The sequence below is a fragment of the Pseudomonas sp. GL-B-26 genome, assembly GCF_019947405.1.
In the GTDB taxonomy this organism is placed as follows: Bacteria; Pseudomonadota; Gammaproteobacteria; order Pseudomonadales; family Pseudomonadaceae; genus Aquipseudomonas.
This window is the reverse complement of record NZ_JAGYGJ010000014.1, coordinates 1-25,125: the sequence shown is the minus strand read 5'-3', so window position 1 is coordinate 25,125 and position 25,125 is coordinate 1. Positions and strand designations below refer to the sequence as shown.

Here is a 25,125-nt window from a genome sequence, read left to right as displayed (position 1 = left end):
GTCCCCCTCGCGATGACGCCTCTAGAAACCAAGCGCCCGCTGCAGCTCAATGATCAGGGCCAGCTGCGCCACTTCCTCTCGCTCGACGGTTTGCGCCGCGAGCTGCTGACGGAAATCCTCGACACCGCCGACTCGTTCCTCGAAGTCGGCGCCCGGGCGGTGAAGAAAGTCCCGTTGCTGCGCGGCAAGACCGTGTGCAACGTGTTCTTCGAGAACTCCACCCGCACCCGCACCACCTTCGAACTGGCCGCCCAGCGGCTGTCGGCGGACGTGATCACCCTGAACGTGTCCACGTCGTCGGCGAGCAAGGGCGAAACCCTGCTCGACACCCTGCGCAACCTGGAAGCCATGGCCGCCGACATGTTCGTCGTGCGTCACGGTGATTCCGGCGCGGCGCACTTCATCGCCGAACATGTCTGCCCGCAAGTGGCGATCATCAACGGCGGCGACGGCCGTCACGCCCACCCGACCCAGGGCATGCTCGACATGCTCACCATCCGTCGGCACAAGGGCGGCTTCGAAAACCTTTCGGTGGCTATCGTCGGCGACATCCTGCACTCGCGGGTGGCGCGCTCGAACATGCTGGCGCTGAAAACCCTCGGTTGCCCGGACATCCGCGTGATCGCGCCGAAAACCCTGCTGCCGATCGGCATCGAGCAATACGGCGTGAAGGTTTACACCGACATGACCGAAGGCCTGAAAGACGTCGACGTGGTGATCATGCTGCGCCTGCAGCGTGAGCGCATGACTGGCGGCCTGCTGCCGAGCGAAGGCGAGTTCTACCGCCTGTTCGGCCTGACCACCGCGCGCCTGGCCGGGGCCAAACCGGATTGCATCGTCATGCACCCGGGGCCGATCAACCGCGGCGTGGAGATTGAGTCGGCGGTGGCCGACGGCCCGCACTCGGTCATCCTCAATCAAGTCACCTACGGCATCGCGATTCGTATGGCCGTGCTGTCCATGGCCATGAGCGGGCAGACTGCGCAACGTCAATTCGAGCAAGGCCAATTCGAGCAGGAGAAAGCCCAGTGAAGCTCAGCATTCTCGGCGCCCGCGTCATCGATCCGGCCAGCGGCCTGGATCAAGTTACTGATATCCATATTGAAGCCTGCAAGATCATTGCCCTTGGCGCCGCGCCGGCCGGTTTTGTCGCCGTCGATACCCTCGACGCCAAAGGCCTGGTCGCCGCCCCTGGGCTGGTTGACCTGAACGTCGCCCTGCGCGAGCCGGGCTACAGCCGTAAAGGTTCAATCGTCAGCGAAACCCGCGCCGCTGCGGCCGGTGGTGTCACCAGCCTGTGCTGCCCGCCGAAAACCAAACCGGTGCTGGACACCTCGGCCGTGGCCGAATTGATCCTCGACCGCGCCCGCGAGGCCGGCAACACCAAGGTGTTCCCGATCGGCGCCCTGAGCAAAGGCCTGGACGGCGAACAGCTGGCCGAACTGGTTGCCTTGCGCGATGCCGGTTGCGTGGCCTTCGGCAACGGCCTGGACAGCTTCCGCAACACCCGCACGCTGTGCCGGGCGCTGGAATACGCCGCAACATTCGACCTGACGGTGATTTTCAACTCTCAGGACCATGACCTGGCCGAAGGTGGCCTGGCCCACGAAGGCCCGACCGCCAGCTTCCTCGGTTTGCCGGGCATTCCCGAAACCGCCGAAACCGTGGCTCTCGCGCGGGATCTGCTGCTGGTCGAGCAAAGTGGCGTGCGCGCGCACTTCAGCCAGCTCACCAGCGCCCGTGGCGTGGCGCTGATCGCTCAGGCCCAGGCTCGCGGCCTGCCGGTGACGGCCGATGTCGCCCTGTATCAGCTGATCCTGACCGACGAAGCGCTGATCGACTTCAGCAGCCTCTATCACGTCCAGCCGCCGCTGCGCACCCGCGCCGACCGCGATGGCCTGCGTGAAGCGGTGAAATCGGGTGTGGTCTCGGCCATTTCCAGTCATCACCAACCCCACGAGCGGGACGCCAAACTGGCGCCGTTCGGGGCCACCGAGCCGGGCATCAGTAGCGTTGAACTGCTGCTGCCGTTGGCGATGACGCTGGTGGAAGACGGTTTACTGGACCTGCCAACGCTGTTGGCGCGCTTGAGCACCGGACCTGCCGAGGCATTGCGCCTGCCGGCGGGCAAACTGGCGGTAGGTGGACCGGCGGACATCGTGCTGTTCGATCCGGCGGCTTCGACCGTGGCTGGTGAGACCTGGCTGTCCAAGGGTGAAAACTGCCCGTTCATTGGCCACAGCCTGCCGGGCGTGGTGCGTTACACCCTGGTGGATGGACGCATTAGCCACCAGGCGTAAGAATGTGGCGAGGGAGCTTGCTCCCGTTGGGTCGCGAAGCGACCCCAAAACAGGTCTGCTGCGCAGCCCAGCGGGAGCAAGCTCCCTCGCCACAATTTACTGGAAGGCACCTCTGTTCTGGGCGTTGCGAATCGACACCTGGTCATTCAGCGTCCAGAAGTCATACAGCACCCCCAGAAAGAACACCCCGCCCGTCACCAGGTACAGCAATCCGCTGATCCACTTCCCCTGATACATCCGGTGTACGCCGAATACCCCCAGAAACGTCAGCAGAATCCACGCCACGTTGTACTCGATAGGCCCGGCGGTAAAACGCAGGTCCGCTTCACGATCCATGGCCGGGATCAGAAACACGTCGATCAGCCAACCGATACCCAACAAACCGAAGGTGAAGAACCAGATCGTCCCCGTCACTGGCTTGCCGTAATAGAAGCGGTGAGCGCCGGTAAAACCGAAAATCCACAGCAGGTAACCGATCACTTTGCTGTGCGTGTCTTGATGCGAAACGGGCTGTTGATAGGTGTTCATGAAGGACCTCGATTCACACGATAGATAAATATTCTTTAAATCTTTGTGACTTTTTTACAGGTTGCCGACGTATGGCAAATGCTACCTTGTGTCCCGTCAAAGCCTTGTACCACAAGCGTTGTGTCCGACAATCGCGTCTATTTTCCGCTTATTTGGTTCCGTTGACCCCAAGGTTGAATCGACCAACGGCCTCGGAACGGCCAAAAAAGCTGTTATAAAGTTGCGCGCTAACTTATATGAGCCTTGCCTAATGCGTCCATTTTTCAAGACATGGCTAACCATTTGCCTTTTGATGCCACTGGCCGCCCACGCCACCAATCGTGAGCAACGTCTTCCTAACGTTAATGGTTACACCCAAAAATCCCATGTTTCTGCTCCTTCGAGCAAAAACAAACAGACCGTAAATCGCGCTCCCCAGTTGAGCAGCAGCAAAAGCAGCCTTGTACCGCCGATGGCGACCAAGGAAAGCAGCAATGTGCTGAGCCGCGCCGTAAACGTCCTCGGTACTCCGTACCGTTGGGGCGGCAGCAGCCCAAGTAAAGGGTTCGACTGCAGTGGCCTGGTGAAATACGCGTTTAACGACGCCACCTTTGACCTGCCGCGCACTTCCAACGCCATGGCCAGCGGTCATGGGGAGAAAGTCGATCGCAAGGATCTGAAGCCTGGCGACCTGATTTTCTTCAACATCAAGAGCCGTCGGGTCAATCACGTTGCCATCTACCTGGGCAACGACCGCTTCATCCACGCACCACGTCGTGGCAAGTCGGTGACCATCGATACGCTGAAAAAACCCTACTGGGAAAGCCACTACGTGGTTGCCAAGCGGGTTATGCCGAAAGAGAAGAACACCCTGCAGGTTGTTCAGCGCTGATTTGAAGCAAGATCAAAAGATCGCAGGCTGCGATCTTTTGCTTTTAAGCCTCAAAAACCATCCGGCGTGCGCGCCTTCTCCCGCGCATGCTCGCGGCTGATCAAGCCCTTGCTCACCAGCTCCTTCAAGCACATATCCAGCGTCTGCATCCCCAGGTTTCCCCCGGTCTGAATCGACGAGTACATCTGCGCCACCTTGTCCTCGCGGATCAGGTTACGGATCGCTGACGTGCCGAGCATGATTTCGTGGGCCGCGATCCGCCCGCCGCCGATCTTCTTGACCAACGTCTGCGACACCACCGCCAGCAACGACTCGGACAGCATCGAACGAACCATCGATTTCTCGTCCCCCGGAAACACGTCCACCACCCGGTCGATGGTTTTCGCCGCCGAGGTCGTGTGCAGCGTGCCAAACACCAGATGCCCGGTTTCGGCGGCGGTCAACGCCAGGCGAATGGTCTCCAGATCCCGCATCTCCCCCACCAGAATCACGTCCGGGTCCTCCCGCAGGGCCGAGCGCAGAGCCGTGGCAAAGCTGCGCGTATCACGATGGACTTCACGCTGATTGATCAAGCATTTGCGTGACTCGTGGACGAACTCGATCGGGTCTTCGATGGTGAGGATGTGCTGATGGCGATGGGTGTTCAGGTGATCGATCATCGCCGCCAGGGTGGTGGATTTGCCGGAACCGGTCGGACCGGTCACCAGCACCAGCCCTCGCGGCGCTTCGGTAATCTTGCGAAACACTTCCCCCATACCGAGATCGTCCATGCTCAGGACCTTGGACGGAATGGTCCGGAACACCGCGCCAGCACCGCGATTGTGGTTGAACGCGTTAACCCGAAAACGCGCCACGCCGGGCACGTCAAAGGAGAAGTCGGTCTCCAGGTGCTTCTCGAAGTCCACCCGCTGCGTGTCGTTCATGATGTCGTAGATCAGCGCCTGCACCTGTTTGTGGTCCAGGGCTGGCAGGTTGATGCGCCGCACATCGCCGTCGACGCGGATCATCGGTGGCAGGCCGGCAGACAGATGCAAGTCGGACGCGCCCTGTTTCGCGCTGAAAGCCAGCAGCTCAGTGATATCCATAGCGTTCCTCAATTCCAGTAGAATGCCGCGAACCTTCAGCCGCCGGCGCCTCTTGATGTCCACGATAGCAGACAACATTGCTCAGGTTAGTTCACGCATCCACGCCGCTGCCGTCGCCGCAAAACGCGACGAAGACAGCGTCCAGCTGCTGGCTGTGAGCAAGACCAAGCCCGCCGAAGCCCTGCGCGAAGCGTATGCCGCCGGGCTGCGCGACTTTGGCGAGAACTACCTGCAGGAAGCCCTGAGCAAACAGCTCGAATTGACCGACCTGCCCTTGATCTGGCACTTCATCGGCCCCATTCAATCGAACAAGACTCGCGCTATCGCCGAGCACTTCGCCTGGGTGCATTCCGTGGATCGTTTGAAAATCGCACAACGCCTGTCCGAACAACGTCCTGCCGATTTGCCCCCACTGAACATCTGCATCCAGGTCAACGTCAGCGGTGAAGCCAGCAAGTCCGGCTGCACCCCGGCCGACCTGCCGGCCCTGGCCAATGCCATCAGCGAACTGCCGCGCATCAAGCTGCGCGGGTTGATGGCAATCCCCGAGCCAACCGAAGATCGCGCCGCCCAGGACGCTGCTTTTGCCGCCGTACAAAGCCTGCAAGCCAGCCTGAGCCTGCCGCTCGACACACTTTCCATGGGCATGAGCCACGACCTCGAGTCAGCCATCGCCCAAGGCGCCAACTGGGTCCGTATCGGTACGGCCCTGTTTGGTGCCCGCGACTACGGCCAGCCTTGAAAAATGGCTGACTCCTCTCTTTATAAGGACCTGACATGAGCAAGACTCGTATTGCCTTTATCGGTGCCGGCAACATGGCAGCCAGCCTGATCGGCGGCCTGCGCGCCAAAGGTCTGGACGCCGCGCAGATCCGCGCCAGCGATCCGGGCGCTGAAACCCGCGCTCGCGTGAACGCTGAACACGGTATCGAGGCGTTCGCCGACAACGCCGACGCCATTCAGGGCGTGGACGTGATCGTGCTGGCGGTCAAACCCCAAGCGATGAAAGCCGTCTGCGAAGCGCTTCGCCCAAGCCTCAAGCCGAATCAACTGGTGGTCTCGATTGCGGCCGGCATCACCTGCGCCAGCATGAACAACTGGCTCGGCGCCCAACCGATCGTGCGTTGCATGCCCAACACCCCGGCGCTGCTGCGTCAGGGCGTAAGCGGCTTGTTCGCCACGGCTGAAGTGAACAACGAGCAACGTAAACAGGCGCAAGAACTGCTGTCCGCCGTCGGCATCGCACTGTGGCTGGATGAAGAGCAACAACTGGACGCGGTCACCGCCGTCTCCGGCTCGGGCCCTGCGTACTTCTTCCTGCTGATCGAAGCCATGACCGCCGCAGGTGTGAAGCTCGGTCTGCCAGCAGACATCGCCGCACAACTGACCCTGCAAACCGCTTTGGGCGCTGCTCACATGGCCGTGGCCAGTGACGTCGACGCTGCGGAACTGCGTCGCCGCGTGACCTCGCCTGCGGGCACGACGGAAGCGGCGATCAAGTCGTTCCAGGCCGGCGGCTTCGAAGCCCTGGTAGAAAAAGCACTTGGCGCCGCGGCGCATCGCTCGGCCGAGATGGCCGAACAATTGGGTCAATAAGGAGCCTTACATGATTGGATTGAACACTGCAGCGGTCTACGTGCTGCAAACCCTCGGCAGCCTGTACCTGCTGATCGTGCTGCTGCGCTTCGTGCTGCAACTGGTACGCGCAAACTTCTACAACCCGCTCTGCCAGTTCGCCGTGAAGGCCACTCAGCCGCTGCTCAAGCCATTGCGCCGGATCATCCCGAGCATGTTCGGCCTGGACATGTCCTCGCTGGTGCTGGCGATCCTCGTGCAACTGGCGCTGATGGCCCTGACCCTGCTGCTGACTTACGGCACCATCGGTAACCCGCTGCAATTGCTGATCTGGTCGCTGATCGGCGTGACCGCGCTGTTCCTGAAGATTTTCTTCTTTGCCCTGATCATCAGCGTGATCCTGTCCTGGGTCGCACCGGGCAGCCATAACCCTGGCGCCGAGCTGGTGAACCAGATCTGCGAACCAGCCCTGGCGCCGTTCCGCAAGATCCTGCCAAACCTTGGCGGCCTGGATATCTCGCCGATCCTGGCGTTCATGGCGCTCAAGCTGATCGACATGCTGGTGATCAACAACCTCGCCGCCATGACGATGATGCCGGAAATCCTCCGTTTGCTGATCTGACCCGGTGAGCTACTTTCGCTGGGACGGTGATGACCTGATTCTGGAGTGTCACTTGCAACCGGCGGCCCGCAGCGATGATTTCTGCGGGCTGCATGGGGATCGATTGAAGATCCGCCTGACGGCACCGCCGGTTGAAGGCAAGGCCAATGCGTATTTGATGGCGTTTCTGGCCAAGGCGTTCGGGGTGTCCAAGAGTCAGGTGAGCTTGATTAGCGGCGAGTTGAACCGGCAGAAGCGGGTGCGGATTTGTTCGCCGAAGAAGCTGCCGGAGTTGCCGGGTTTGGTGCCGCGCTCGCTTTGATTGTGTGTCGCTTCATTAAGCCACCCCTCACCCCAGCCCTCTCCCCATAGGGGAGAGGGGAAAGGGAGCAGATCGGGGACTTTTCAGAACCTGAGTTCGACTCAATATTTCAGGTCGATGTAGCTTGGCCAAACACCTCGGTCAGTCCCCTCTACCCTCTGGGGAGAGGGTTAGGGTGAGGGGGCGATCCAATGCCGAGCACCCATTTCCCAAACACCCCGGCCTTTGCTTGCCGCTAACCCCACCGGTCTTTAGACTTACGCCTCATTTCAACGAGAGCAGGGTCGATGCCAGCTGCCTTTCCCCCCGATTCTGTTGGTCTGGTGACGCCGCAAGTGGCGCACTTCAGTGAACCCCTGGCCTTGGCCTGCGGCCGTTCGCTCCCAGCTTATGACCTGATCTATGAAACCTACGGCACGCTGAACGCCGCGGCGAGCAACGCCGTGCTGATCTGCCACGCCTTGTCGGGTCACCATCACGCTGCCGGCTTCCACAGCCCCGACGACCGTAAACCCGGTTGGTGGGACAGCTGCATCGGGCCTGGCAAGCCAATCGACACCAGCAAATTCTTCGTGGTCAGCCTGAACAACCTCGGCGGCTGCAACGGCTCCACCGGCCCGAGCAGCATCAATCCGGAAACCGGCAAGCCGTTTGGCGCCGACTTCCCGGTGTTGACCGTGGAAGACTGGGTTCACAGCCAGGCGCGCCTGGCAGACCTGCTTGGCATCGGCCAATGGGCCGCCGTGATTGGCGGCAGCCTCGGCGGCATGCAGGCCATGCAGTGGAGCATCACTTACCCCGATCGCATTCGCCACTGCCTGGCCATCGCCTCGGCCCCCAAGCTGTCGGCGCAGAACATCGCCTTCAACGAAGTGGCGCGCCAGGCGATCCTGACCGACCCCGAGTTCCACGGCGGTTCGTTCCAGGAAGCGGGCGTGATCCCCAAGCGCGGCTTGATGCTGGCGCGAATGGTCGGGCACATCACGTACCTGTCCGACGACTCCATGGGCGAGAAATTCGGCCGGGGCCTGAAGAGCGAGAAGCTCAACTACGACTTCCACAGCGTCGAGTTCCAGGTCGAAAGCTACCTGCGTTATCAGGGCGAAGAGTTCTCCGGGCGCTTCGACGCCAACACGTACCTGCTGATGACCAAGGCGCTGGACTACTTCGATCCGGCGGCGAACTTCGACGATGACCTGGCGAAAACCTTCGCCAACGCCCAGGCCAAGTTCTGCGTGATGTCCTTCACCACCGACTGGCGCTTCTCCCCTGCCCGCTCGCGGGAACTGGTGGACGCGCTGATGGCGGCCAAGAAAGACGTCTGCTACCTCGAGATCGACGCTCCGCAAGGCCACGACGCCTTCCTGATTCCGATCCCGCGCTACTTGCAGGCATTCAGCAATTACATGAACCGCATTACGTTGTGAGAAAGCCATGAGAGCTGATCTGGAAATCATCCAGGAATGGATCCCCGCCGGCAGCCGCGTGCTCGACCTCGGTTGTGGCGATGGCGAATTGCTGACCTGGCTGCGCGATAACAAGCAAGTCACCGGCTATGGCCTGGAAAACGACCCGGAGAACATCGCCGAGTGCGTGGCCAAGGGCATCAACGTGATTGAGCAGGACCTGGACAAGGGCCTGGGCAACTTTGCCAGCAACAGCTTCGACGTCGTGGTCATGACCCAGGCGCTGCAAGCCGTGCATTACCCGGACAGAATCCTCGACGAAATGCTGCGCGTCGGTCGCCAGTGCATCATCACCTTCCCCAACTTCGGTCACTGGCGCTGCCGCTGGTACCTGGCGAGCAAGGGCCGGATGCCGGTGTCCGATTTTCTGCCGTACACCTGGTACAACACGCCGAACATCCACTTTTGCACCTTCGAAGACTTTGAAGCGTTGTGTCGCGAACGTGAAGCCAGGGTCATTGATCGGCTTGCCGTGGATCAACAGCATCGGCACGGGTGGGCCAGTAAGCTATGGCCTAATCTGTTAGGTGAGATCGGTATTTACCGTGTCAGCAGCCCCGGGCTGCAGGATCACAAGGTCGCTGTCTGAACCACGACATTCCAAGGAGAACGAACATGGGTCGTCTAGCGCTGTTTTTACTCACTGCCTGCCTGAGCGTCACCGCCATGGCCGCCGACGTCATCAAAGGCGAGCGCAAGGAAACCTTTGGCGACGTGACGGTGCACTACAACACCTTCAACTCCACCTTCCTGACACCCGACATTGCCAAAGCGGCCGGGCTGACGCGGAGCAAGAACCAGGGTGTGATAAACGTCTCCGTGCTCAAGGATGGCAAACCACTGACCGCTGAAGTCAGCGGATCGGTGAAAGACCTGACCAGCCAGACCGTGCCGTTGAAGTTCAAACAGATCACTGAACAAGGCGCGATCTACTACATCGCCCAGTTCCCGGTCGATCAACAGGAAGTCCGCACCTTCGACATCAAGGTGCAGAACGGCGATAAAATCAACACCATCAATTTCAACCAAGAGCTCTTCCCCGGCGAATGATCAACTTCACGCAACTCGTACTGGCCAGCCACAACGCCGGCAAACTCAAGGAACTTCAGGCCATGCTCGGCGAATCGGTGCAACTGCGCTCGATCGGCGAGTTCAGCAGCGTCGAACCTGAAGAAACCGGCCTGTCATTCGTCGAAAACGCCATCCTCAAGGCCCGCAATGCCGCGCGCATCTCCGGCCTGCCGGCGCTGGCCGACGATTCGGGGTTGGCCGTCGATTTCCTCGGCGGTGCGCCGGGTATCTACTCGGCTCGTTATGCCGACGGTCAGGGCGATGCGGCGAACAACGCCAAACTGCTCGACGTATTGAAGGACGTGCCGGAAGCCGAACGCGGCGCGCAGTTCGTCTGTGTGCTGGCGCTGGTGCGTCATGCCGACGATCCGTTGCCGATTATCTGCGAAGGCCTGTGGCACGGGCGCATCCTGCCGGAAGCCAGCGGCGAACACGGTTTCGGTTACGATCCGCTGTTCTGGGTGCCGGAGCGCGATTGCTCCAGCGCCGAGTTGAGCCCGAGCGACAAGAACCTCATCAGCCACCGCGCCCGTGCAATGGATCTGCTGCGCCAGCGTCTGGGCCTGAAATGATCCATGACTCATCCGCATCGCCGCTGATCTTCGGCGGCGATGCCCAATCGCCTCGGGCCGCCCTGCCGGTACTGCCGCCCTTGGCGTTGTACATCCACATCCCGTGGTGTGTGCGCAAATGCCCTTATTGCGACTTCAATTCCCACACCGCCAGCCCGGTGCTGCCGGAAGAAGAATATGTGGACGCGCTGCTGGCCGACCTCGATCAGGACCTGCATGCGGTTTACGGCCGTGAGCTGAGTTCGATCTTCTTTGGTGGCGGCACGCCGAGCCTGTTCAGCGCTGAAGCCCTGGGCCGTTTGCTCAAAGGCGTCGAGCAACGCATTCCGTTCGCCAGCGACATCGAAATCACTCTGGAGGCCAATCCGGGAACGTTCGAGCAAGAGAAGTTCGTCGCCTACCGGGCGCTGGGCATCAATCGCCTGTCGATCGGCATCCAGAGCTTTCAGGAAGAGAAACTCAAGGCCCTGGGGCGGATTCACAACGGTGACGAAGCGGTACGTGCCGCCGGCATGGCCCGTCAGGCCGGGTTCGACAACTTCAATCTGGACTTGATGCACGGTTTACCCGATCAGTCCCTGGACGACGCCCTGAGCGACCTGCGCCAGGCCATCGCCCTGAAGCCGACCCACTTGTCCTGGTATCAGCTAACCCTGGAGCCGAACACGGTGTTCTGGAACCAGCCGCCGACGCTGCCGGAAGACGACACGCTGTGGGACATTCAGGAGGCCGGGCAGGCGCTGTTGGCCGAGCACGGTTACGCGCAATACGAAGTCTCGGCGTATGCCCAGCCCGGCCGTCCGGCGCGGCATAACCTCAATTACTGGAGTTTCGGCGACTTCATCGGCATCGGTGCCGGGGCTCACGGCAAACTCAGCCACCCGGACGGGCGCATCGTGCGCACCTGGAAGACCCGACTGCCGAAGGACTACCTCAACCCGGCCAAAAGCTTCAAGGCCGGCGAGAAAGCGCTGACCAATGATGAGATGCCGTTCGAGTTCCTGATGAACGCGCTACGCCTGACCGAGGGCGTGGAATCGCGGCTGTATCCGGAACGCACCGGGATGACCCTGGAAAGCCTCGCCGAACACCGCCGCGAAGCCGAACAAAGCGGCTTGTTGCAGGTCGAACCGTCACGTCTGGCGGCCACCGAGCGCGGACAACTGTTTCTCAATGACTTGCTGCAGACATTTCTGAGCTGATTTCAGCCTTAAGGGAAAACGAATGGATTTGATACTCGACCTGCTCGCCACCGCGTCCCGCTGGAGCCGTAGCAACCTGTCCGAAATCGCTCTGGCACTGGTGGGCTGCCTGCTGGTGTTGTTTGGCGCCGATATCAAAGGCTGGGTCGACCAACGCCTGGGCAGCATCGCTGGCGCCTTGCGCGTCCCGCTGATGGCCCTGCTGTGCATGATCGGCAGCGGCGTCGCGCTGATCTATGCCACGCCGTGGATCATCAAAGGCCTGAGCCAGTTCAACAACTACAGCCTGGCGCCGGTGTTGTTGGTGGTGCTGGTACTGATCGGCGTAGTCGCCGACCGCCGCTAAATTTCGAACACACCCAAAAACAAATGTGGGAGCGGGCTTGCTCGCGAAGGCGTCGTGTCAGTCAACATAAATGTGTCTGATACACCGCTTTCGCGAGCAAGCCCGCTCCCACATTTGGTATTGCGTAGGGCTTAGGACTGCTTTTCGAACTTCAGATCCCACACGCCATGCCCAAGACGTTCGCCGCGGCGTTCGAACTTGGTGATCGGGCGCTCGGCCGGGCGCGGCACGCATTTGCCATCTTCGGCCAGGTTGCGATAACCCGGCGCCACGTTCATCACTTCCAGCATGTACTCGGCGTACGGTTCCCAGTCAGTGGCCATGTGCAGCACACCGCCGACCTTCAACTTGCTGCGCACCAGCTCAGCGAACGACGCCTGAACGATACGACGCTTGTGGTGACGGCTCTTGTGCCACGGATCCGGGAAAAACAGCATCAGGCGATCGAGACTGTTGTCGGCCACGCAACGGTTGAGCACTTCAATCGCGTCGCAATCGTAGACCCGCAGGTTGGTCAGGCCCTGAGTGAGCACGCCATTGAGCAGCGCGCCAACACCCGGACGGTGCACTTCCACGCCGATGAAATCCTGCTCCGGCGAGGCTGCGGCCATTTCCAGCAGCGAATGGCCCATGCCGAAACCGATCTCCAGCGAGCGCGGTGCCGAACGACCGAACACCTGATCGAAGTCCACCGGCGCATCGGCCAGAGGCAACACGAACAGCGGCGTGCCCTGCTCCAGACCTTTTTGCTGGCCTTCGGTCATGCGCCCGGCGCGCATCACGAAACTCTTGATGCGGCGGTGTTGGCGCTCTTCGCCTTCTTCCGGCTGGATAGGCGTTTCGTTTGATTCAGTCATCAATGGCTCTTACTTGATCAGACCATCCAGCGGCGAGGAGGCGCTGGCATAGAGTTTTTTCGGCATGCGGCCGGCGAGGTAGGCCAAACGACCTGCAACGATGGCGTGTTTCATGGCTTCAGCCATCATGATCGGCTGCTGGGCATGGGCGATGGCCGAGTTCATCAGCACCGCTTCGCAACCCAGTTCCATGGCGATGGTGGCGTCGGAGGCGGTACCGACACCGGCATCCACCAGCACCGGGATCTTGGCTTCTTCGAGGATGATCTGCAGGTTGTACGGGTTGCAGATCCCCAGGCCCGTGCCGATCAGGCCGGCCAGCGGCATCACCGCGATAACGCCGATTTCCGCCAGTTGACGGGCGATGATCGGGTCATCGCTGGTGTAGACCATCACGTCGAAACCTTCCTTGACCAGCACTTCAGCGGCCTTGAGGGTTTCGATCACGTTGGGGAACAGGGTTTTCTGATCCGCCAGCACTTCCAGCTTCACCAGGTTGTGGCCACCGAGCAGCTCACGGGCCAGGCGGCAGGTGCGCACAGCCTCGGTAGCGTCGAAGCAACCGGCGGTGTTAGGCAGGAAGGTGTAGCGATCCGGCGACAGGACTTCGAGCAGGTTCGGTTCGCCCGGGTTCTGGCCGAGGTTGGTGCGGCGCACGGCGAAGGTGACGATCTCGGCACCCGAGGCTTCGATGGCCAGGCGGGTTTCTTCCATGTCGCGGTACTTGCCGGTGCCTACCAGCAAACGCGACTGGTAAGTACGACCGGCCAGGACGAAGGGCTTGTCGCTACGAACGATGCTCATGGGAAATCCTCTGTAGGGGTGAGGTTCTTGCAGAATTCTGTGCCCTTGCGGGCCGGGCGACTAGCCGCCGCCGATGGCGTGTACCACTTCGACGGAATCGCCGTCATTCAGCGTGGTGTCCGCATGCTGGCTGCGCGGGACGATATCCAGATTGAGTTCGACCGCCACCCGGCGTCCGGTCAGTTCCAGACGGGTCAGCAGGGCCGCAACGGTTTCGCCGTCGGGCAGTTCAAGGGATTCGCCGTTCAACTGAATGCGCATACCGAATGCCGCCATCATTTTTAGGGGCTGGCATTCTAGCCCGATCAGTCTTGGCGACCCAAGCCATTCGTCATGAAATGGACCACCCGGTCAGCTCAACCGCCAGGCGGCAAGCCCCAGGCAGAACCAGCCGACCAGAAATGCCAGGCCGCCGAAGGGGGTGATGATCCCAAGCTTGCTGACGCCGGTCATGGTCAACAGGTACAGACTGCCGGAAAACAGCAGGATGCCGACGACAAACGATACTCCCGCCCAGGTGATCAGGCGCCCGGAAATTTGCGTGGCCAGCAGCGCAACGCCCAGCAATGCCAATGTGTGCACCAACTGATAGGTCACGCCGGTGTGGAAAATTGCCAGGTACTCGGGCGTCAGGCGGCTTTTCAAGCCATGGGCAGCGAACGCGCCAAGGGCAACGCCGGTGAAGCCGAAGAAAGCGGCCAGCATCAGAAAGCCACGCAGCATGAAGAACTCCAGTCAGACTCGATCCACAGGGTCTGTATAATGGCCCGCTCAACGGGTTCGGCCAAGCCATCTCTATGCTGCGTATATTTTTGCGACGATTCACGAAGGCCCTGCTCTGGTTCGCGGGTGGCAGCGTATTGCTGGTGCTGATCTTTCGCGTGGTACCGCCACCGGGAACCGCGTTGATGGTCGAGCGCAAGGTCGAATCCTGGTTCGACGGCGAGCCCATTGATCTGCAACGCACCTGGAAACCCTGGGATGAAATTTCCGATGACCTGAAGGTCGCGGTGATTGCCGGCGAAGATCAGAAATTCCCGGAGCATTGGGGCTTTGACTTTGGCGCGATCCAGGCCGCACTGGCCCACAACGAACTCGGCGGAACGATTCGCGGCGCCAGCACCCTGAGCCAGCAGGTCTCGAAGAATCTGTTTCTGTGGTCCGGCCGCAGCTGGTTGCGCAAAGGCCTGGAAGCCTGGTTTACCGGACTGATCGAAGTGTTCTGGCCCAAGCAGCGAATTCTCGAGGTCTACCTCAACAGCGTTGAGTGGGATGACGGTGTGTTTGGCGCTGAAGCAGCAGCCAGGCATCACTTTGGCGTCGGCGCTCGCTCGCTGTCTCGCCAGCAGACCAGCTTGCTGGCTGCGGTGCTGCCTAACCCGCGGGTGTGGAGCGCCAGTCATCCAACTAACTACGTCGCACGGCGAGCGGGATGGATTCGGCAACAGATGAGTCAGCTCGGTGGCGATAGCTACCTTGTAGGGATCAATGATTCACGCCGCGCACCTTGGGCTCAGTGACCTTTTGATGCGCAAACAAAAACGCCCCGATCAATGATCGGGGCGTTTTTTTATGCCTGAGCTGCGGTTAGGCGGCGATCGACAACTTGAGCTTGTTCATCGCGCTCTTCTCGAGCTGACGAATACGCTCGGCCGACACGTTGTACTTCTGCGCCAGGTCATGCAGTGTGGCTTTTTCTTCCGCCAGCCAGCGCTGGTAGAGGATGTCACGGCTGCGGTCGTCCAGCACTTCAAGCGCTTCGTGCAGGTTGTGGTTCGAGTTGTCGCTCCAGTCGGCATCTTCCAGTTGACGGGCCGGGTCGTACCGGTGGTCTTCCAGATAGTTGGCTGGCGATTGGAAAGCACTGTCGTCGTCCGCTTCCGCGGCCGGATCGAAGGCCATGTCATGGCCGGTCAGGCGACTTTCCATCTCACGCACTTCCCGAGGCTCTACACCGAGGCTTTCCGCCACACGGTGGACTTCCTCGTTGTTCAGCCACGCCAGACGTTTCTTCTGGCTGCGCAGGTTGAAGAACAGCTTGCGCTGGGCCTTGGTGGTCGCGACTTTCACAATGCGCCAGTTGCGCAGGATGAATTCGTGAATTTCCGCCTTGATCCAGTGCACGGCAAAGGACACCAGGCGCACACCCATTTCCGGGTTGAAGCGCTTCACGGCCTTCATCAGGCCGACGTTGCCTTCCTGGATCAGGTCAGCCTGAGCCAGACCGTAGCCGGAATAGCTACGGGCGATATGTACGACAAAACGCAGGTGGGCGAGCACCATCTGCCGAGCCGCCCCCAAATCCTGCTCATAATAGAGACTCTCGGCCAGTTCACGCTCCTGCTCCGGCGTCAGCAATGGAATGCTGTTCACGGTGTGCACATAGGCCTCCAGGTTCGCACCCGGGACCAGAGCATATGCAGGTTGCAAAGAATTGGTCATACGAAAAAACCTCCGACTTACATAACTCGTGCAGTTCAGCACTGCGAAAATTGACCGGAAACCGAAAGACAAGTTCCCATAAACGCTGAAAGGTCAATACGAGCAAAATGATATTACTTTGGCGCAAGCTCCCGCAGGTGGCGTGCGACTGCAATCCATGCACCGATATACCCCAACAGCACCGCGCCAAGCAAGAGCGACAGACCGTCGGCAACTGGCACTCCGGCCAGCGCAAAATCACTGCCGTACAAACCGGCCAGCCCAACCACCGCGTCGTTCAGCCAATCAAGGCCGAACGCCAATACGCCCCAGGAAAGAATCCCCGCACCGAAGCCATAAAGCGCACCCATATACAGAAAGGGCCTGCGCACATAGCTGTCAGTGCCGCCGACGAGTTTAATCACTTCTATCTCTGTGCGGCGGTTTTCAATATGAAGACGAATGGTATTGCCTATCACCAAAAGTAATGCAGAAACCAGAAGCACGGTCAGACCGAAGACAAAACGGTCACCCAGCTTGAGGATGGCTGCCAGACGCTCGACCCAGACTAGATCAAGTTGCGCCTGTTGTACCTTCGGCAACTCGGAAAGTTTTTGTCGTAATGCTTCAAGCGCGGGCTTGTCGACTTCGTTCGGGGTGACCAGAACCACGCCTGGCAGCGGGTTTTCCGGCAGCTCCTTGAGCGCCTCACCCAGACCGGACTGCTGCTGGAACTCTTCCAGCGCCTGATCGCGGCCGACATATTCAGCATCAGCTACGCCAGGCATGCCTTTGATCTGCTCGCGCAACGACTCGCCTTCAGCGGGGCTGGCCTCGATTTGCAGGTACAGGGAAATCTGCGCCGCACGCTGCCAGGAACCGCCGAGACGCTCGACGTTACTTAGCAAAAGTGACAGGCCCATCGGCAAACTCAGGGCAACCGCCATCACCAGGCAGGTGAAGAAGCTACCGATTGGCTGCTTGCCCAAACGACGCAAGCTATCGAGCAGGCTGGCGCGATGACTCTCGACCCAGGCACGGAACAGTGTGGCGAAATCCGGGCCGTCATCATCGTCGCGTTTCTTCTTCTGCGGTTGCTGATCGGCGGCCTTCGGGGCCACGCGCTCGGAAACCTTGGGGCTACGTGTCGCACTCATACGCCGGCCTCCCCGTCACCGATCAATCGGCCGCGCTGCAGGGTCAGCATGCGGTGGCGCATGCGGGCGATCAGTGCCAGATCGTGGCTGGCGATCAGCACGCTGGTGCCCAGACGATTGATGTCTTCGAACACGCCCATGATTTCGGCCGCCAGACGCGGGTCGAGGTTACCGGTCGGTTCGTCCGCCAGCAGCAAGGCCGGGCGGTGAACGATGGCGCGGGCGATGCCGACGCGCTGTTGCTGACCAGTGGACAGATCGCCAGGGTACAAATCGGTCTTGTCCGACAGCGCCACGCGCTCCAGCGCCGAATCCACGCGCTTGGTGATCTCGGCCTTGGACAGCCCAAGGATCTGCAAGGGCAGCGCGATATTGTTGAACACCGTGCGATCGAACAGTAATTGGTGGTTCTGGAACACCACGCCGATCTGCCGCCGCAAGTACGGGATCTGCGCATTGCTGATGGTGCTCAGGTCTTGCCCGGCCAACAGCAATTTGCCGGTGGTTGGACGCTCCATTGCCAGCAGCAGGCGCAACAAGGTGCTTTTACCGGCGCCAGAATGGCCGGTCACAAACAAAAACTCGCCCCGACGGACTCGAAAGCTCAGCTCATGCAAGCCGACATGACCATTCGGGTAGCGCTTACCGACCTGTTCGAAACGAATCATGAACGCTCCCGCTCGGCAAACAATGCCTGGACAAAGGGTTCTGCTTCAAAAGTACGCAAATCATCGATGCCTTCACCGACGCCGATGTAGCGAATCGGCAGGCCAAACTGCTTGGCGAGGGCGAAAATCACCCCGCCTTTGGCGGTGCCATCGAGCTTGGTCAGCGCCAGGCCGGTCAGTTCGACGGTCTGGTTGAATTGTTTGGCCTGGCTGATCGCGTTCTGGCCAGTGCCGGCATCGAGCACCAACAGCACCTCGTGAGGCGCGTCGGCGTCGAGCTTGCTAATCACCCGACGAACCTTCTTCAGCTCTTCCATCAAGTTGTCTTTGGTGTGCAAACGACCGGCGGTGTCGGCGATCAGCACGTCAATGCCACGGGCCTTGGCGGCTTGCACGGCGTCGAAGATAACTGAAGCCGAGTCAGCGCCGGTGTGCTGGGCGATGACCGGGATCTTGTTGCGCTCGCCCCAGACCTGCAATTGCTCGACGGCGGCGGCGCGGAAGGTATCGCCGGCCGCGAGCATGACTTTCTTGCCTTCGAGCTGCAGCTTCTTCGCCAATTTGCCGATGGTGGTGGTCTTGCCGGCGCCGTTGACGCCGACGACCAGAATCACGAACGGCTTGTTCTGCGAAGTGATTTTCAGCGGTTGCTCGACGGGTTTGAGCATCGCCGCCAGTTCCGCTTGCAGGGATTTGTACAGCGCATCGGCATCGGCCAGTTCTTTGCGAGCGACCTTCTGGGTCAGACGCTGAATGATCACCGAAGTCGCCTCGACGCCCACGTCGGCGGTCAACAGGCGGGTTTCGATGTCTTCGAGCAGCTCGTCATCGATAATCTTCTTGCCCAGGAACAGGCTGGCCATGCCTTCGCCGATGCTGGCGCTGGTCTTGGACAAACCCTGTTTCAGGCGGGCGAAGAAACCGGCTTTGGTTTCTTCTGTACGCACGGGCCCGGCAGGCGCTTCGACGGGAACGACAGGTGCGGCGGCAACAGGAGCGACGACCGGTGCCGGCGCTTGAACAACCGGAGCAACGAATGCGGGCACCACAGATTCCGGAACAACCGGCTCAGGCTCAACCACCACTGGCGCAACAACCGGCTCAACCACTGGCGCTTGAACGGGCTCAGGAGCAAAGGCAGTCGGCGCTGGAATCGGCGGTGTAACGTGCGGCGCCAGATCATCTTCAACCAATGCCACCGGCTCTTCCGCCACGGGCAACGTCAGCCATGGCTCGGCAACGGGCGTGAGCGGCACCTGGGTCACGACTTCGGCGACAACATCAGGCTCAGGCTCGATGGCCGTTTGCAGCACCGGCTCAGCGATCGGCAGGGCAATCGGCGCGGGCTCTTCTTCTATTACCGGCGCAGGCGTGGGCTCAGGAAGTGGCTGTGGCTGTTCGACGACGGGTTCCTGCGGCTTTTTGCGCAGCCATCCGAACAGGCTTTTCTTCTCGCCAGCCGCAGCTGGGGCTTTCTTGTCGTCGTTGGAACCAAACATGGAGGACGGCTATCTCACGGTAGCGACGCGCCAAAGGCGCCTCGGCAAATAAATTTTCGATGCAGAACAGACTGCGATTGACCCAGCTTGTTCACGCGCAACATTTTGTCGAGGTGCAAACAGCACCTCAAAGGTCGACTAATACGAAGGACTGGAACGGCATCGTCGGCGAAAACGCAGAGTTTAGCTGACAAACTCAAAGCTTCAGCCGTAAACCCAAACAACCTGCTGACCGATCAAAGGCCTGATAGGCGTGGCCGCCAGTAAAACGGATCAGTATCCTAGCACCCTCTCGCCCGCCGACGCTAAGACCAAGCGGGCAGCCCCAAAGGTTTAAAAACGAATGAATGCTCTAGCCCGCCGCGCTGCAGGCCTGCTGCTCAGCACAGTTTGTCTGCCCCTCTCGGCCCTGGCTGCCGATCCACAACCCACTCACGAATTCACCCTCGATAACGGCCTGAAGGTCGTCGTGCGCGAAGACCATCGTGCGCCGGTGGTGGTTTCCCAAGTCTGGTACAAGGTCGGCTCAAGCTACGAGACCCCGGGTCAGACCGGTTTGTCCCACGCTCTGGAACACATGATGTTCAAGGGCAGCGAGAAAGTCGGCCCTGGCGAAGCGTCGCTGATCCTGCGCGACCTCGGCGCCGAAGAGAACGCGTTCACCAGCGACGACTTCACGGCGTATTACCAGGTGCTGGCTCGCGACCGCCTGGGCGTGGCCTTCGAGCTGGAAGCCGACCGCATGGCCAGCCTGCGTCTGCCGGCCGACGAGTTCGCCCGCGAGATCGAAGTCATTAAAGAAGAACGTCGCCTGCGCACCGACGACAAGCCGATGTCCAAGGCTTACGAACGCTTCAAGGCCATGGCCTACCCGGCCAGCGGTTACCACACGCCGACCATCGGCTGGATGGCTGACCTGGACCGCATGAAAGTCGAAGAGCTGCGCCACTGGTACCAATCCTGGTACGTGCCGAACAACGCCACGTTGGTGGTGGTGGGCGACGTGACTCCGGACGAGGTCAAAACCCTGGCCCAGCGCTATTTCGGCCCGATCGCCAAACGTGATGTGCCATCGGCGAAAATCCCGCTGGAACTGGCCGAACCCGGCGAACGACAGATCACCCTGCATGTGAAGACCCAATTGCCGAGCCTGATGCTGGGTTTCAACGTGCCAAGCATCGCCACCGCAGAAGACAAACGCTTGGTCAACGCCTTGCGTCTGATCTCCGCCCTGCTCGACGGCGGCTACAGCGGACGTATCCCGACGCAACTGGAGCGCGGCGAAGAGCTGGTCTCCGGCGGTTCGTCGAGTTACGACGCCTATACCCGTGGCGACAGCCTGTTCACCTTGTCGGCAACGCCCAATACTCAGAAAAACAAAACCATGGCCCAGGCTGAAGCTGGCCTGTGGAAACTGCTTGAACAGTTGAAAACCACCGCGCCGTCCGCTGAAGAACTGGAACGAGTGCGGGCTCAAGTGATTGCCGGCCTGGTTTTCGAGCGTGACTCGATCACCAGCCAGGCCACCGCCATTGGCCAATTGGAAACCGTCGGCCTGTCGTGGAAGCTGATGGACACCGAACTCGCTGACCTGGAAAGCGTGACCCCGCAAGACATCCAGAAAGCCGCCAAGCTGTATTTCACCCGCGAACGTCTCAGCGTCGCCCATGTATTGCCGGAGGAGACGACTCATGAGTGAGCGTAAAAAACCGCGCCTGGTCCTGATGGGCCTGATCGCTGTCGCCTTGATCGGGTCTGCCGCGTTCTACTTCTCAAAGACCGACGAATCCAAGGCCAGCGAAGCCCTCGACAAGGCCAAGGCCAGCCAGAAACTGCAATCGCTGGCCGAACTCGACGGCAAGGCGCCAAGCCACCGCACCCTGGACGTGCAGACCTGGAAAACCGCCGAGGGCGCCAAGGTGCTGTTCGTTGAAGCCCGGGAGCTGCCGATGTTCGACATGCGCCTGATCTTCGCCGCCGGCAGCAGCCAGGACGGCGACGCACCCGGCCTCTCCGTGCTGACCAATGCCATGCTCAACGAAGGTGTGGCCGGCAAAGATGTCGGCGCCATCGCTCAGGGCTTCGAAGGCCTGGGCGCAGATTTCGGCAACGGCGCATTTAAGGACATGGCACTGGCTTCCCTGCGCAGCCTCAGCGCCGCGGACAAACGCGAGCCGGCCCTGAAGTTGTTCTCTGAAGTCGTCGGCAAACCGACCTTCCCTGCCGATTCCTTTGCGCGCATCAAGAACCAGATGCTCGCCGGTTTCGAATACCAGAAGCAGAACCCGGGCAAACTGGCGAGCCTGGAGCTGATGAACCGTCTGTACGGCGATCACCCGTACGCGCACTCCAGCGACGGCACGGCGAAAACCGTTCCAGCGATCACACTGGCTCAACTGAAAGCGTTCCATGAGAAGGCCTATGCGGCTGGCAACGTGGTGATTGCGCTGGTGGGCGACCTGTCTCGTGCCGAGGCGGAGGCGATTGCTGCGCAAGTCTCCAGCGCGCTGCCAAAAGGCCCGGAGCTGGCGAAAATCCCGCAACCTGTGGAACCGAAAGCCAGCATCGGTCACATCGAGTTTCCGTCCAAGCAGACCAACCTGATGCTCGCGCAATTGGGCATCGACCGTGACGACCCGGACTACGCGGCACTGTCCATGGGTAACCAGATCCTTGGCGGCGGTGGCTTCGGCACCCGGTTGATGAGCGAAGTGCGCGAGAAGCGCGGCCTGACGTACGGCGTCTATTCGGGCTTTACCCCAATGCAGGCTCGCGGTCCGTTCATGATCAACCTGCAAACCCGCGCCGAGATGAGCGAAGGCACGCTGAAACTGGTACAGGATGTGCTCGCCGACTACCTTAAAACCGGCCCGACCCAGAAAGAACTCGACGACGCCAAGCGTGAACTGGCTGGCAGCTTCCCGCTGTCCACCGCCAGCAACGCCGATATCGTCGGCCAACTCGGCGCCATGGGTTTCTACAACCTGCCGCTGAGTTATCTGGATGACTTTATGCGCGAGTCCCAGAGCCTGACGGTCGAGCAGGTCAAAACCGCACTGAACAAACACTTGAGCACGGACAAAATGGTCATCGTCAGCGCTGGCCCGACCGTGCCGCAAAAGCCGTTACCGGCCCCCACTGATAAACCTGCCGAGCAACCGCTCGGGGTTCCGGAGCATTAATGGCCACTCGTCCTAAAAAACCCGTACACAACGTCCATAACGGCGTGAACCAACTGCGCATCATCGGCGGTGAATGGGGCAGCCGAAAGCTGAGCTTCCCGGATGCACCGGGCCTGCGCCCTACCCCGGACCGGGTGCGTGAAACCCTGTTCAACTGGCTCGCGCCTTATGTCGCTGGCGCCAAGGTTCTGGACCCGTTCGCCGGCAGCGGCGCGTTGTTCCTTGAAGCCTTGTCCCGTGGGGCGGCAATGGGTCAGGCACTGGACGCCAGTAACATCGCGGTCGCCAGCATCAAGGAGCATCTGGGCACGCTGCGCTGCACCACCGGCCAGATTCAGACCGCCGATGCCCTGCGCTACCTGGAAACCCAGACAGCGACTGCTTACGACGTGGTGTTCCTCGATCCGCCGTTCAACCAGAACCTGTTGCCGGGCGTTTGCGCATTACTTGAAGAGCGTCAGTGGCTGGCCGACGAAGCTTGGATCTACACTGAAAGCGAGAATGCGCCATCGAGCCTTGGCTTACCAGGCAACTGGCGCCTGCACCGGGAGCAGAAATCCGGGCGGGTGTATTACGCGTTGTGGCAACGTATGGCAGAGATTGCCGGTTAATCAACCGGCCTGAAAAAGGTGCGCGCCTCAAGCGAGGCTCGCACCGCTGCATCGAGAACCATCGTGCCCCAGACGCCAGAACGCTTCACTCCCGCCTTCGGCCTCGGCAACCCGCACTTGCAAACCTTGTGGGGACCGCTGTGGCGCAAAACCACGCACATCGAACGTCAGCGCGAACGCTTGTGGCTTGAGGATGGCGACTTTCTCGATCTCGACTGGCACGGCCCGCACAGCGCCGATGCGCCACTGGTGCTGGTGTTGCACGGCCTGACCGGCTCTTCGAATTCGCCTTACGTGGCCGGAGTGCAGAAAGCGCTGGGTGCCCAAGGCTGGGCCAGCGTCGCACTGAACTGGCGCGGCTGTTCGGGCGAGCCGAATCTGCTTCCACGTAGCTACCATTCCGGCGCCAGTGAAGACCTGGCCGAAACCATCAAACACCTGAAGGCCCAACGACCACTCGCGCCGTTGTATGCGGTCGGCTATTCCATGGGCGGCAATGTGTTGCTCAAGCACTTGGGCGAATCCGGCAACGACAGTGGCGTGGCCGGTGCGGTGGCAGTGTCGGTGCCGTTTCGTCTCGATCAATGCGCCGACCGTATCGGCCAGGGTTTCTCCAAGGTCTATCAGGCACATTTCATGCGGGAGATGGTGGCCTACATCAAGAACAAGCAGCGACAATTCCAGCACGATGGGCGCGAGGAAGGACTGGCGGCATTGGCCGCGCTGGGCTCACTGGAGAACATGCGCACGTTCTGGGATTTCGATGGCCGGGTCACCGCGCCGCTGAACGGTTTTGCCGATGCCAAGGATTACTATGACCGCGCCTCAAGTCGCTATTTCCTTGGCGAAATTCGTACGCCAACCCTGATCATTCAAGCGGCCGATGACCCGTTTATATTTCCTCATAGCCTGCCGCATGCCGACGAATTGTCCGCCTGCACTCAATTCGAGTTACAGACCAAGGGTGGGCATGTCGGCTTCGTCGAGGGTTCGTTCCGGCAACCGGGTTACTACCTGGAACGCCGCATCCCGCAGTGGCTGACCGCCGTGGGTCGTCAGTAAGGCCATGGACGTCGATCAGGGCGAGTCGATCCGATTCTGGCAAACAGCGCCGTTGGCTGGCGTCGAGTTATTGTCCGCGCGCTACATCGAACACCGTTTCGCGCCCCATGTGCATGACGGTTACGTGATCGGCATGATCATGGCGGGCGCCCAACGCTATCGTTATCGCGGTGCCGAACACCTGGCCGGTAGCGGCACGCTGGTGCTGATCAATCCGGACGAACTGCACACCGGCCATAAAGGCACGGAGGAGGGTTGGTTGTATCGGGCGTTCTATCCGGACAGCGGTCAGATTCTCTCGCTACTCGATGAACTGGAACTGCCGACCAACGACTTGCCAGCATTTGGCGCCACGCTGTATCGCGATCCGGATCTGGTGAAGGGTTTCTGCCAACTGCATCGTCTACTGGAAAGTCCGTCCACTGCCCTGCAACAACAAACGGTCTGGCGGGAAATGATGCTGTCGCTGCTGCAACGGCACGCGGCCGTGCCGATTGCCGGCAAGCCGGGCAAGGAACATCGCGCGGTGACGCTGGCCAAGGATCTGTTGCAAGCACAATTGGCGACGCCGCCTTCGCTGGAAGAACTGGCAGCGGCAGTCAATCTTTCGCCCTTCCACTTCGCCCGGGTGTTCCGCCGCGCCACGGGCATGCCGCCACACACCTGGCTGATGCAGCAGCGCATCGCTCGGGCGCGGGCGCTGTTACAGAGCGGTTGTTTGCCGCTGGAAGTGGCGACGCAGTTGGGGTTTGCTGACCAGAGTCATCTGAGTCGGCAATTCAAGCAGGTTTACGGCGTGGGACCGGGCGCGTATCGCAGCGCCCGGCAACTCCCCGGACTTTGATGACGACGATCCAAATGTGGGAGCGGGCTTGCTCGCGAAAGCGGTGTTTCAGTCGAAACTTAATGTTGGCTGACCCACCGC

The 25,125-nt window shown here is 60.6% G+C and carries 29 protein-coding genes; 19 read left to right on the top strand and 10 right to left on the bottom strand.

All coding sequences use genetic code 11. The features are described from left to right. The first annotated feature begins 12 nt into the window (after window positions 1-12). Both KGB23_RS11510 and KGB23_RS11505 read left to right on the top strand, forming a co-directional pair. On the top strand, window positions 13-1,032 hold the full coding sequence (locus KGB23_RS11510) for an aspartate carbamoyltransferase catalytic subunit (protein WP_223431167.1): 1,020 nt from the start codon (window positions 13-15) through the stop codon (window positions 1,030-1,032). Beyond that, complete coding sequence (locus tag KGB23_RS11505; RefSeq protein WP_008152614.1) at window positions 1,029-2,300, top strand: dihydroorotase; 1,272 nt, start codon at window positions 1,029-1,031, stop codon at window positions 2,298-2,300. Before KGB23_RS11510 ends, KGB23_RS11505 begins: the two co-directional genes overlap by 4 nt. Before the next feature lie 96 nt (window positions 2,301-2,396). On the opposite strand, the gene KGB23_RS11500 is transcribed toward KGB23_RS11505, so the two are convergent. Beyond that, on the bottom strand, window positions 2,397-2,828 hold the full coding sequence (locus tag KGB23_RS11500) for an NINE protein (protein ID WP_046045230.1): 432 nt from the start codon (window positions 2,826-2,828) through the stop codon (window positions 2,397-2,399). 250 nt (window positions 2,829-3,078) lie between these two features. Between KGB23_RS11500 and KGB23_RS11495 the strand changes: the two genes are divergently transcribed. Further along, window positions 3,079-3,699 carry a C40 family peptidase gene (locus KGB23_RS11495; protein ID WP_150658524.1) on the top strand — a complete coding sequence of 207 codons (621 nt, stop codon included), beginning with the start codon at window positions 3,079-3,081 and terminating at the stop codon, window positions 3,697-3,699. A gap of 50 nt (window positions 3,700-3,749) precedes the next feature. On the opposite strand, the gene KGB23_RS11490 is transcribed toward KGB23_RS11495, so the two are convergent. Then, window positions 3,750-4,784 carry a type IV pilus twitching motility protein PilT gene (locus KGB23_RS11490; protein ID WP_095127084.1) on the bottom strand — a complete coding sequence of 345 codons (1,035 nt, stop codon included), beginning with the start codon at window positions 4,782-4,784 and terminating at the stop codon, window positions 3,750-3,752. Between the two features lie 55 nt (window positions 4,785-4,839). Here KGB23_RS11490 and KGB23_RS11485 point away from each other — a divergent pair, with 55 nt between their 5' ends. The 10 genes from KGB23_RS11485 (at window position 4,840) to KGB23_RS11440 (ending at window position 11,939) form a co-directional block, all read left to right on the top strand. Beyond that, window positions 4,840-5,526: a YggS family pyridoxal phosphate-dependent enzyme gene (locus KGB23_RS11485; RefSeq protein WP_223431166.1), complete on the top strand. Its 687-nt coding sequence runs from the start codon at window positions 4,840-4,842 to the stop codon at window positions 5,524-5,526. Between the two features lie 35 nt (window positions 5,527-5,561). Beyond that, window positions 5,562-6,380, top strand: a complete 819-nt coding sequence (gene proC, locus KGB23_RS11480) for a pyrroline-5-carboxylate reductase (RefSeq protein ID WP_223431165.1) — start codon at window positions 5,562-5,564, stop codon at window positions 6,378-6,380. Window positions 6,381-6,390: 10 nt separating this feature from the next. Further along, window positions 6,391-6,981 (top strand): YggT family protein, encoded by a 591-nt coding sequence (locus KGB23_RS11475; protein ID WP_095127081.1) that lies wholly within the window; start codon window positions 6,391-6,393, stop codon window positions 6,979-6,981. A gap of 4 nt (window positions 6,982-6,985) precedes the next feature. Further along, a complete protein-coding gene (locus KGB23_RS11470; RefSeq protein WP_223431164.1) occupies window positions 6,986-7,282 on the top strand; it encodes a DUF167 domain-containing protein in 297 nt (98 codons plus the stop codon). A gap of 287 nt (window positions 7,283-7,569) precedes the next feature. Then, window positions 7,570-8,709: a homoserine O-succinyltransferase MetX gene (gene metX / locus KGB23_RS11465; protein WP_223431163.1), complete on the top strand. Its 1,140-nt coding sequence runs from the start codon at window positions 7,570-7,572 to the stop codon at window positions 8,707-8,709. A 7-nt stretch (window positions 8,710-8,716) separates the two neighbouring features. Then, window positions 8,717-9,337, top strand: coding sequence for a methionine biosynthesis protein MetW (metW, locus tag KGB23_RS11460; protein WP_223431162.1), 621 nt, complete (start codon window positions 8,717-8,719; stop codon window positions 9,335-9,337). Window positions 9,338-9,363: 26 nt separating this feature from the next. After that, the gene (locus KGB23_RS11455; RefSeq protein WP_150658369.1) at window positions 9,364-9,798 is read left to right on the top strand and encodes a DUF4426 domain-containing protein; all 435 of its coding nucleotides are present in this window, start codon (window positions 9,364-9,366) and stop codon (window positions 9,796-9,798) included. Beyond that, window positions 9,795-10,391, top strand: coding sequence for an RdgB/HAM1 family non-canonical purine NTP pyrophosphatase (gene rdgB, locus KGB23_RS11450; protein ID WP_223431161.1), 597 nt, complete (start codon window positions 9,795-9,797; stop codon window positions 10,389-10,391). The genes KGB23_RS11455 and rdgB overlap by 4 nt, the downstream gene beginning before the upstream one ends. Beyond that, window positions 10,388-11,593, top strand: a complete 1,206-nt coding sequence (gene hemW, locus KGB23_RS11445) for a radical SAM family heme chaperone HemW (RefSeq protein ID WP_046045221.1) — start codon at window positions 10,388-10,390, stop codon at window positions 11,591-11,593. Before rdgB ends, hemW begins: the two co-directional genes overlap by 4 nt. 22 nt (window positions 11,594-11,615) lie before the next feature. After that, a complete protein-coding gene (locus tag KGB23_RS11440) occupies window positions 11,616-11,939 on the top strand; it encodes a DUF3392 domain-containing protein (protein WP_046045220.1) in 324 nt (107 codons plus the stop codon). 131 nt (window positions 11,940-12,070) lie between these two features. On the opposite strand, the gene trmB is transcribed toward KGB23_RS11440, so the two are convergent. The 4 genes from trmB to KGB23_RS11420 all read right to left on the bottom strand — a co-directional run bounded on the left by trmB (window position 12,071) and on the right by KGB23_RS11420 (window position 14,323). Continuing rightward, on the bottom strand, window positions 12,071-12,796 hold the full coding sequence (gene trmB / locus KGB23_RS11435; protein ID WP_150658366.1) for a tRNA (guanosine(46)-N7)-methyltransferase TrmB: 726 nt from the start codon (window positions 12,794-12,796) through the stop codon (window positions 12,071-12,073). A 9-nt stretch (window positions 12,797-12,805) separates the two neighbouring features. Then, window positions 12,806-13,600, bottom strand: a complete 795-nt coding sequence (locus tag KGB23_RS11430) for a thiazole synthase (protein WP_008068101.1) — start codon at window positions 13,598-13,600, stop codon at window positions 12,806-12,808. Window positions 13,601-13,660: 60 nt separating this feature from the next. Beyond that, entirely contained in the window at window positions 13,661-13,861 is a 201-nt protein-coding gene (thiS, locus tag KGB23_RS11425; RefSeq protein WP_008026157.1) for a sulfur carrier protein ThiS, read from the bottom strand. Between the two features lie 90 nt (window positions 13,862-13,951). Next, window positions 13,952-14,323, bottom strand: a complete 372-nt coding sequence (locus tag KGB23_RS11420) for a DUF423 domain-containing protein (protein WP_223431160.1) — start codon at window positions 14,321-14,323, stop codon at window positions 13,952-13,954. 74 nt (window positions 14,324-14,397) lie between these two features. On the opposite strand from KGB23_RS11420, the gene mtgA reads away from it, so the two are divergent. Next, window positions 14,398-15,120 (top strand): monofunctional biosynthetic peptidoglycan transglycosylase, encoded by a 723-nt coding sequence (mtgA, locus tag KGB23_RS11415; RefSeq protein ID WP_223431159.1) that lies wholly within the window; start codon window positions 14,398-14,400, stop codon window positions 15,118-15,120. 67 nt (window positions 15,121-15,187) lie between these two features. On the opposite strand, the gene rpoH is transcribed toward mtgA, so the two are convergent. From rpoH to ftsY, 4 genes are all read right to left on the bottom strand, one after another. Then, window positions 15,188-16,042 carry an RNA polymerase sigma factor RpoH gene (gene rpoH / locus KGB23_RS11410; RefSeq protein ID WP_007897890.1) on the bottom strand — a complete coding sequence of 285 codons (855 nt, stop codon included), beginning with the start codon at window positions 16,040-16,042 and terminating at the stop codon, window positions 15,188-15,190. A gap of 113 nt (window positions 16,043-16,155) precedes the next feature. Then, window positions 16,156-17,178: a permease-like cell division protein FtsX gene (gene ftsX, locus KGB23_RS11405; protein WP_046045216.1), complete on the bottom strand. Its 1,023-nt coding sequence runs from the start codon at window positions 17,176-17,178 to the stop codon at window positions 16,156-16,158. Next, window positions 17,175-17,846, bottom strand: coding sequence for a cell division ATP-binding protein FtsE (ftsE, locus tag KGB23_RS11400; protein WP_056738938.1), 672 nt, complete (start codon window positions 17,844-17,846; stop codon window positions 17,175-17,177). The genes ftsX and ftsE overlap by 4 nt, the downstream gene beginning before the upstream one ends. Continuing rightward, a complete protein-coding gene (ftsY, locus tag KGB23_RS11395; RefSeq protein WP_223431158.1) occupies window positions 17,843-19,345 on the bottom strand; it encodes a signal recognition particle-docking protein FtsY in 1,503 nt (500 codons plus the stop codon). Before ftsY ends, ftsE begins: the two co-directional genes overlap by 4 nt. 343 nt (window positions 19,346-19,688) lie before the next feature. Here ftsY and KGB23_RS11390 point away from each other — a divergent pair, with 343 nt between their 5' ends. The 5 genes from KGB23_RS11390 to KGB23_RS11370 all read left to right on the top strand — a co-directional run bounded on the left by KGB23_RS11390 (window position 19,689) and on the right by KGB23_RS11370 (window position 25,044). Beyond that, window positions 19,689-21,044 carry a M16 family metallopeptidase gene (locus KGB23_RS11390; protein WP_223431157.1) on the top strand — a complete coding sequence of 452 codons (1,356 nt, stop codon included), beginning with the start codon at window positions 19,689-19,691 and terminating at the stop codon, window positions 21,042-21,044. Continuing rightward, complete coding sequence (locus KGB23_RS11385; protein ID WP_223431156.1) at window positions 21,037-22,527, top strand: M16 family metallopeptidase; 1,491 nt, start codon at window positions 21,037-21,039, stop codon at window positions 22,525-22,527. Before KGB23_RS11390 ends, KGB23_RS11385 begins: the two co-directional genes overlap by 8 nt. Then, window positions 22,527-23,138: a 16S rRNA (guanine(966)-N(2))-methyltransferase RsmD gene (gene rsmD / locus KGB23_RS11380; protein WP_046053684.1), complete on the top strand. Its 612-nt coding sequence runs from the start codon at window positions 22,527-22,529 to the stop codon at window positions 23,136-23,138. Before KGB23_RS11385 ends, rsmD begins: the two co-directional genes overlap by 1 nt. Window positions 23,139-23,201: 63 nt before the next feature. Further along, window positions 23,202-24,200, top strand: coding sequence for a hydrolase (locus tag KGB23_RS11375; protein ID WP_223431155.1), 999 nt, complete (start codon window positions 23,202-23,204; stop codon window positions 24,198-24,200). 4 nt (window positions 24,201-24,204) lie between these two features. Continuing rightward, window positions 24,205-25,044 carry an AraC family transcriptional regulator gene (locus tag KGB23_RS11370; RefSeq protein WP_223431154.1) on the top strand — a complete coding sequence of 280 codons (840 nt, stop codon included), beginning with the start codon at window positions 24,205-24,207 and terminating at the stop codon, window positions 25,042-25,044. Window positions 25,045-25,125 lie beyond the last annotated feature (81 nt).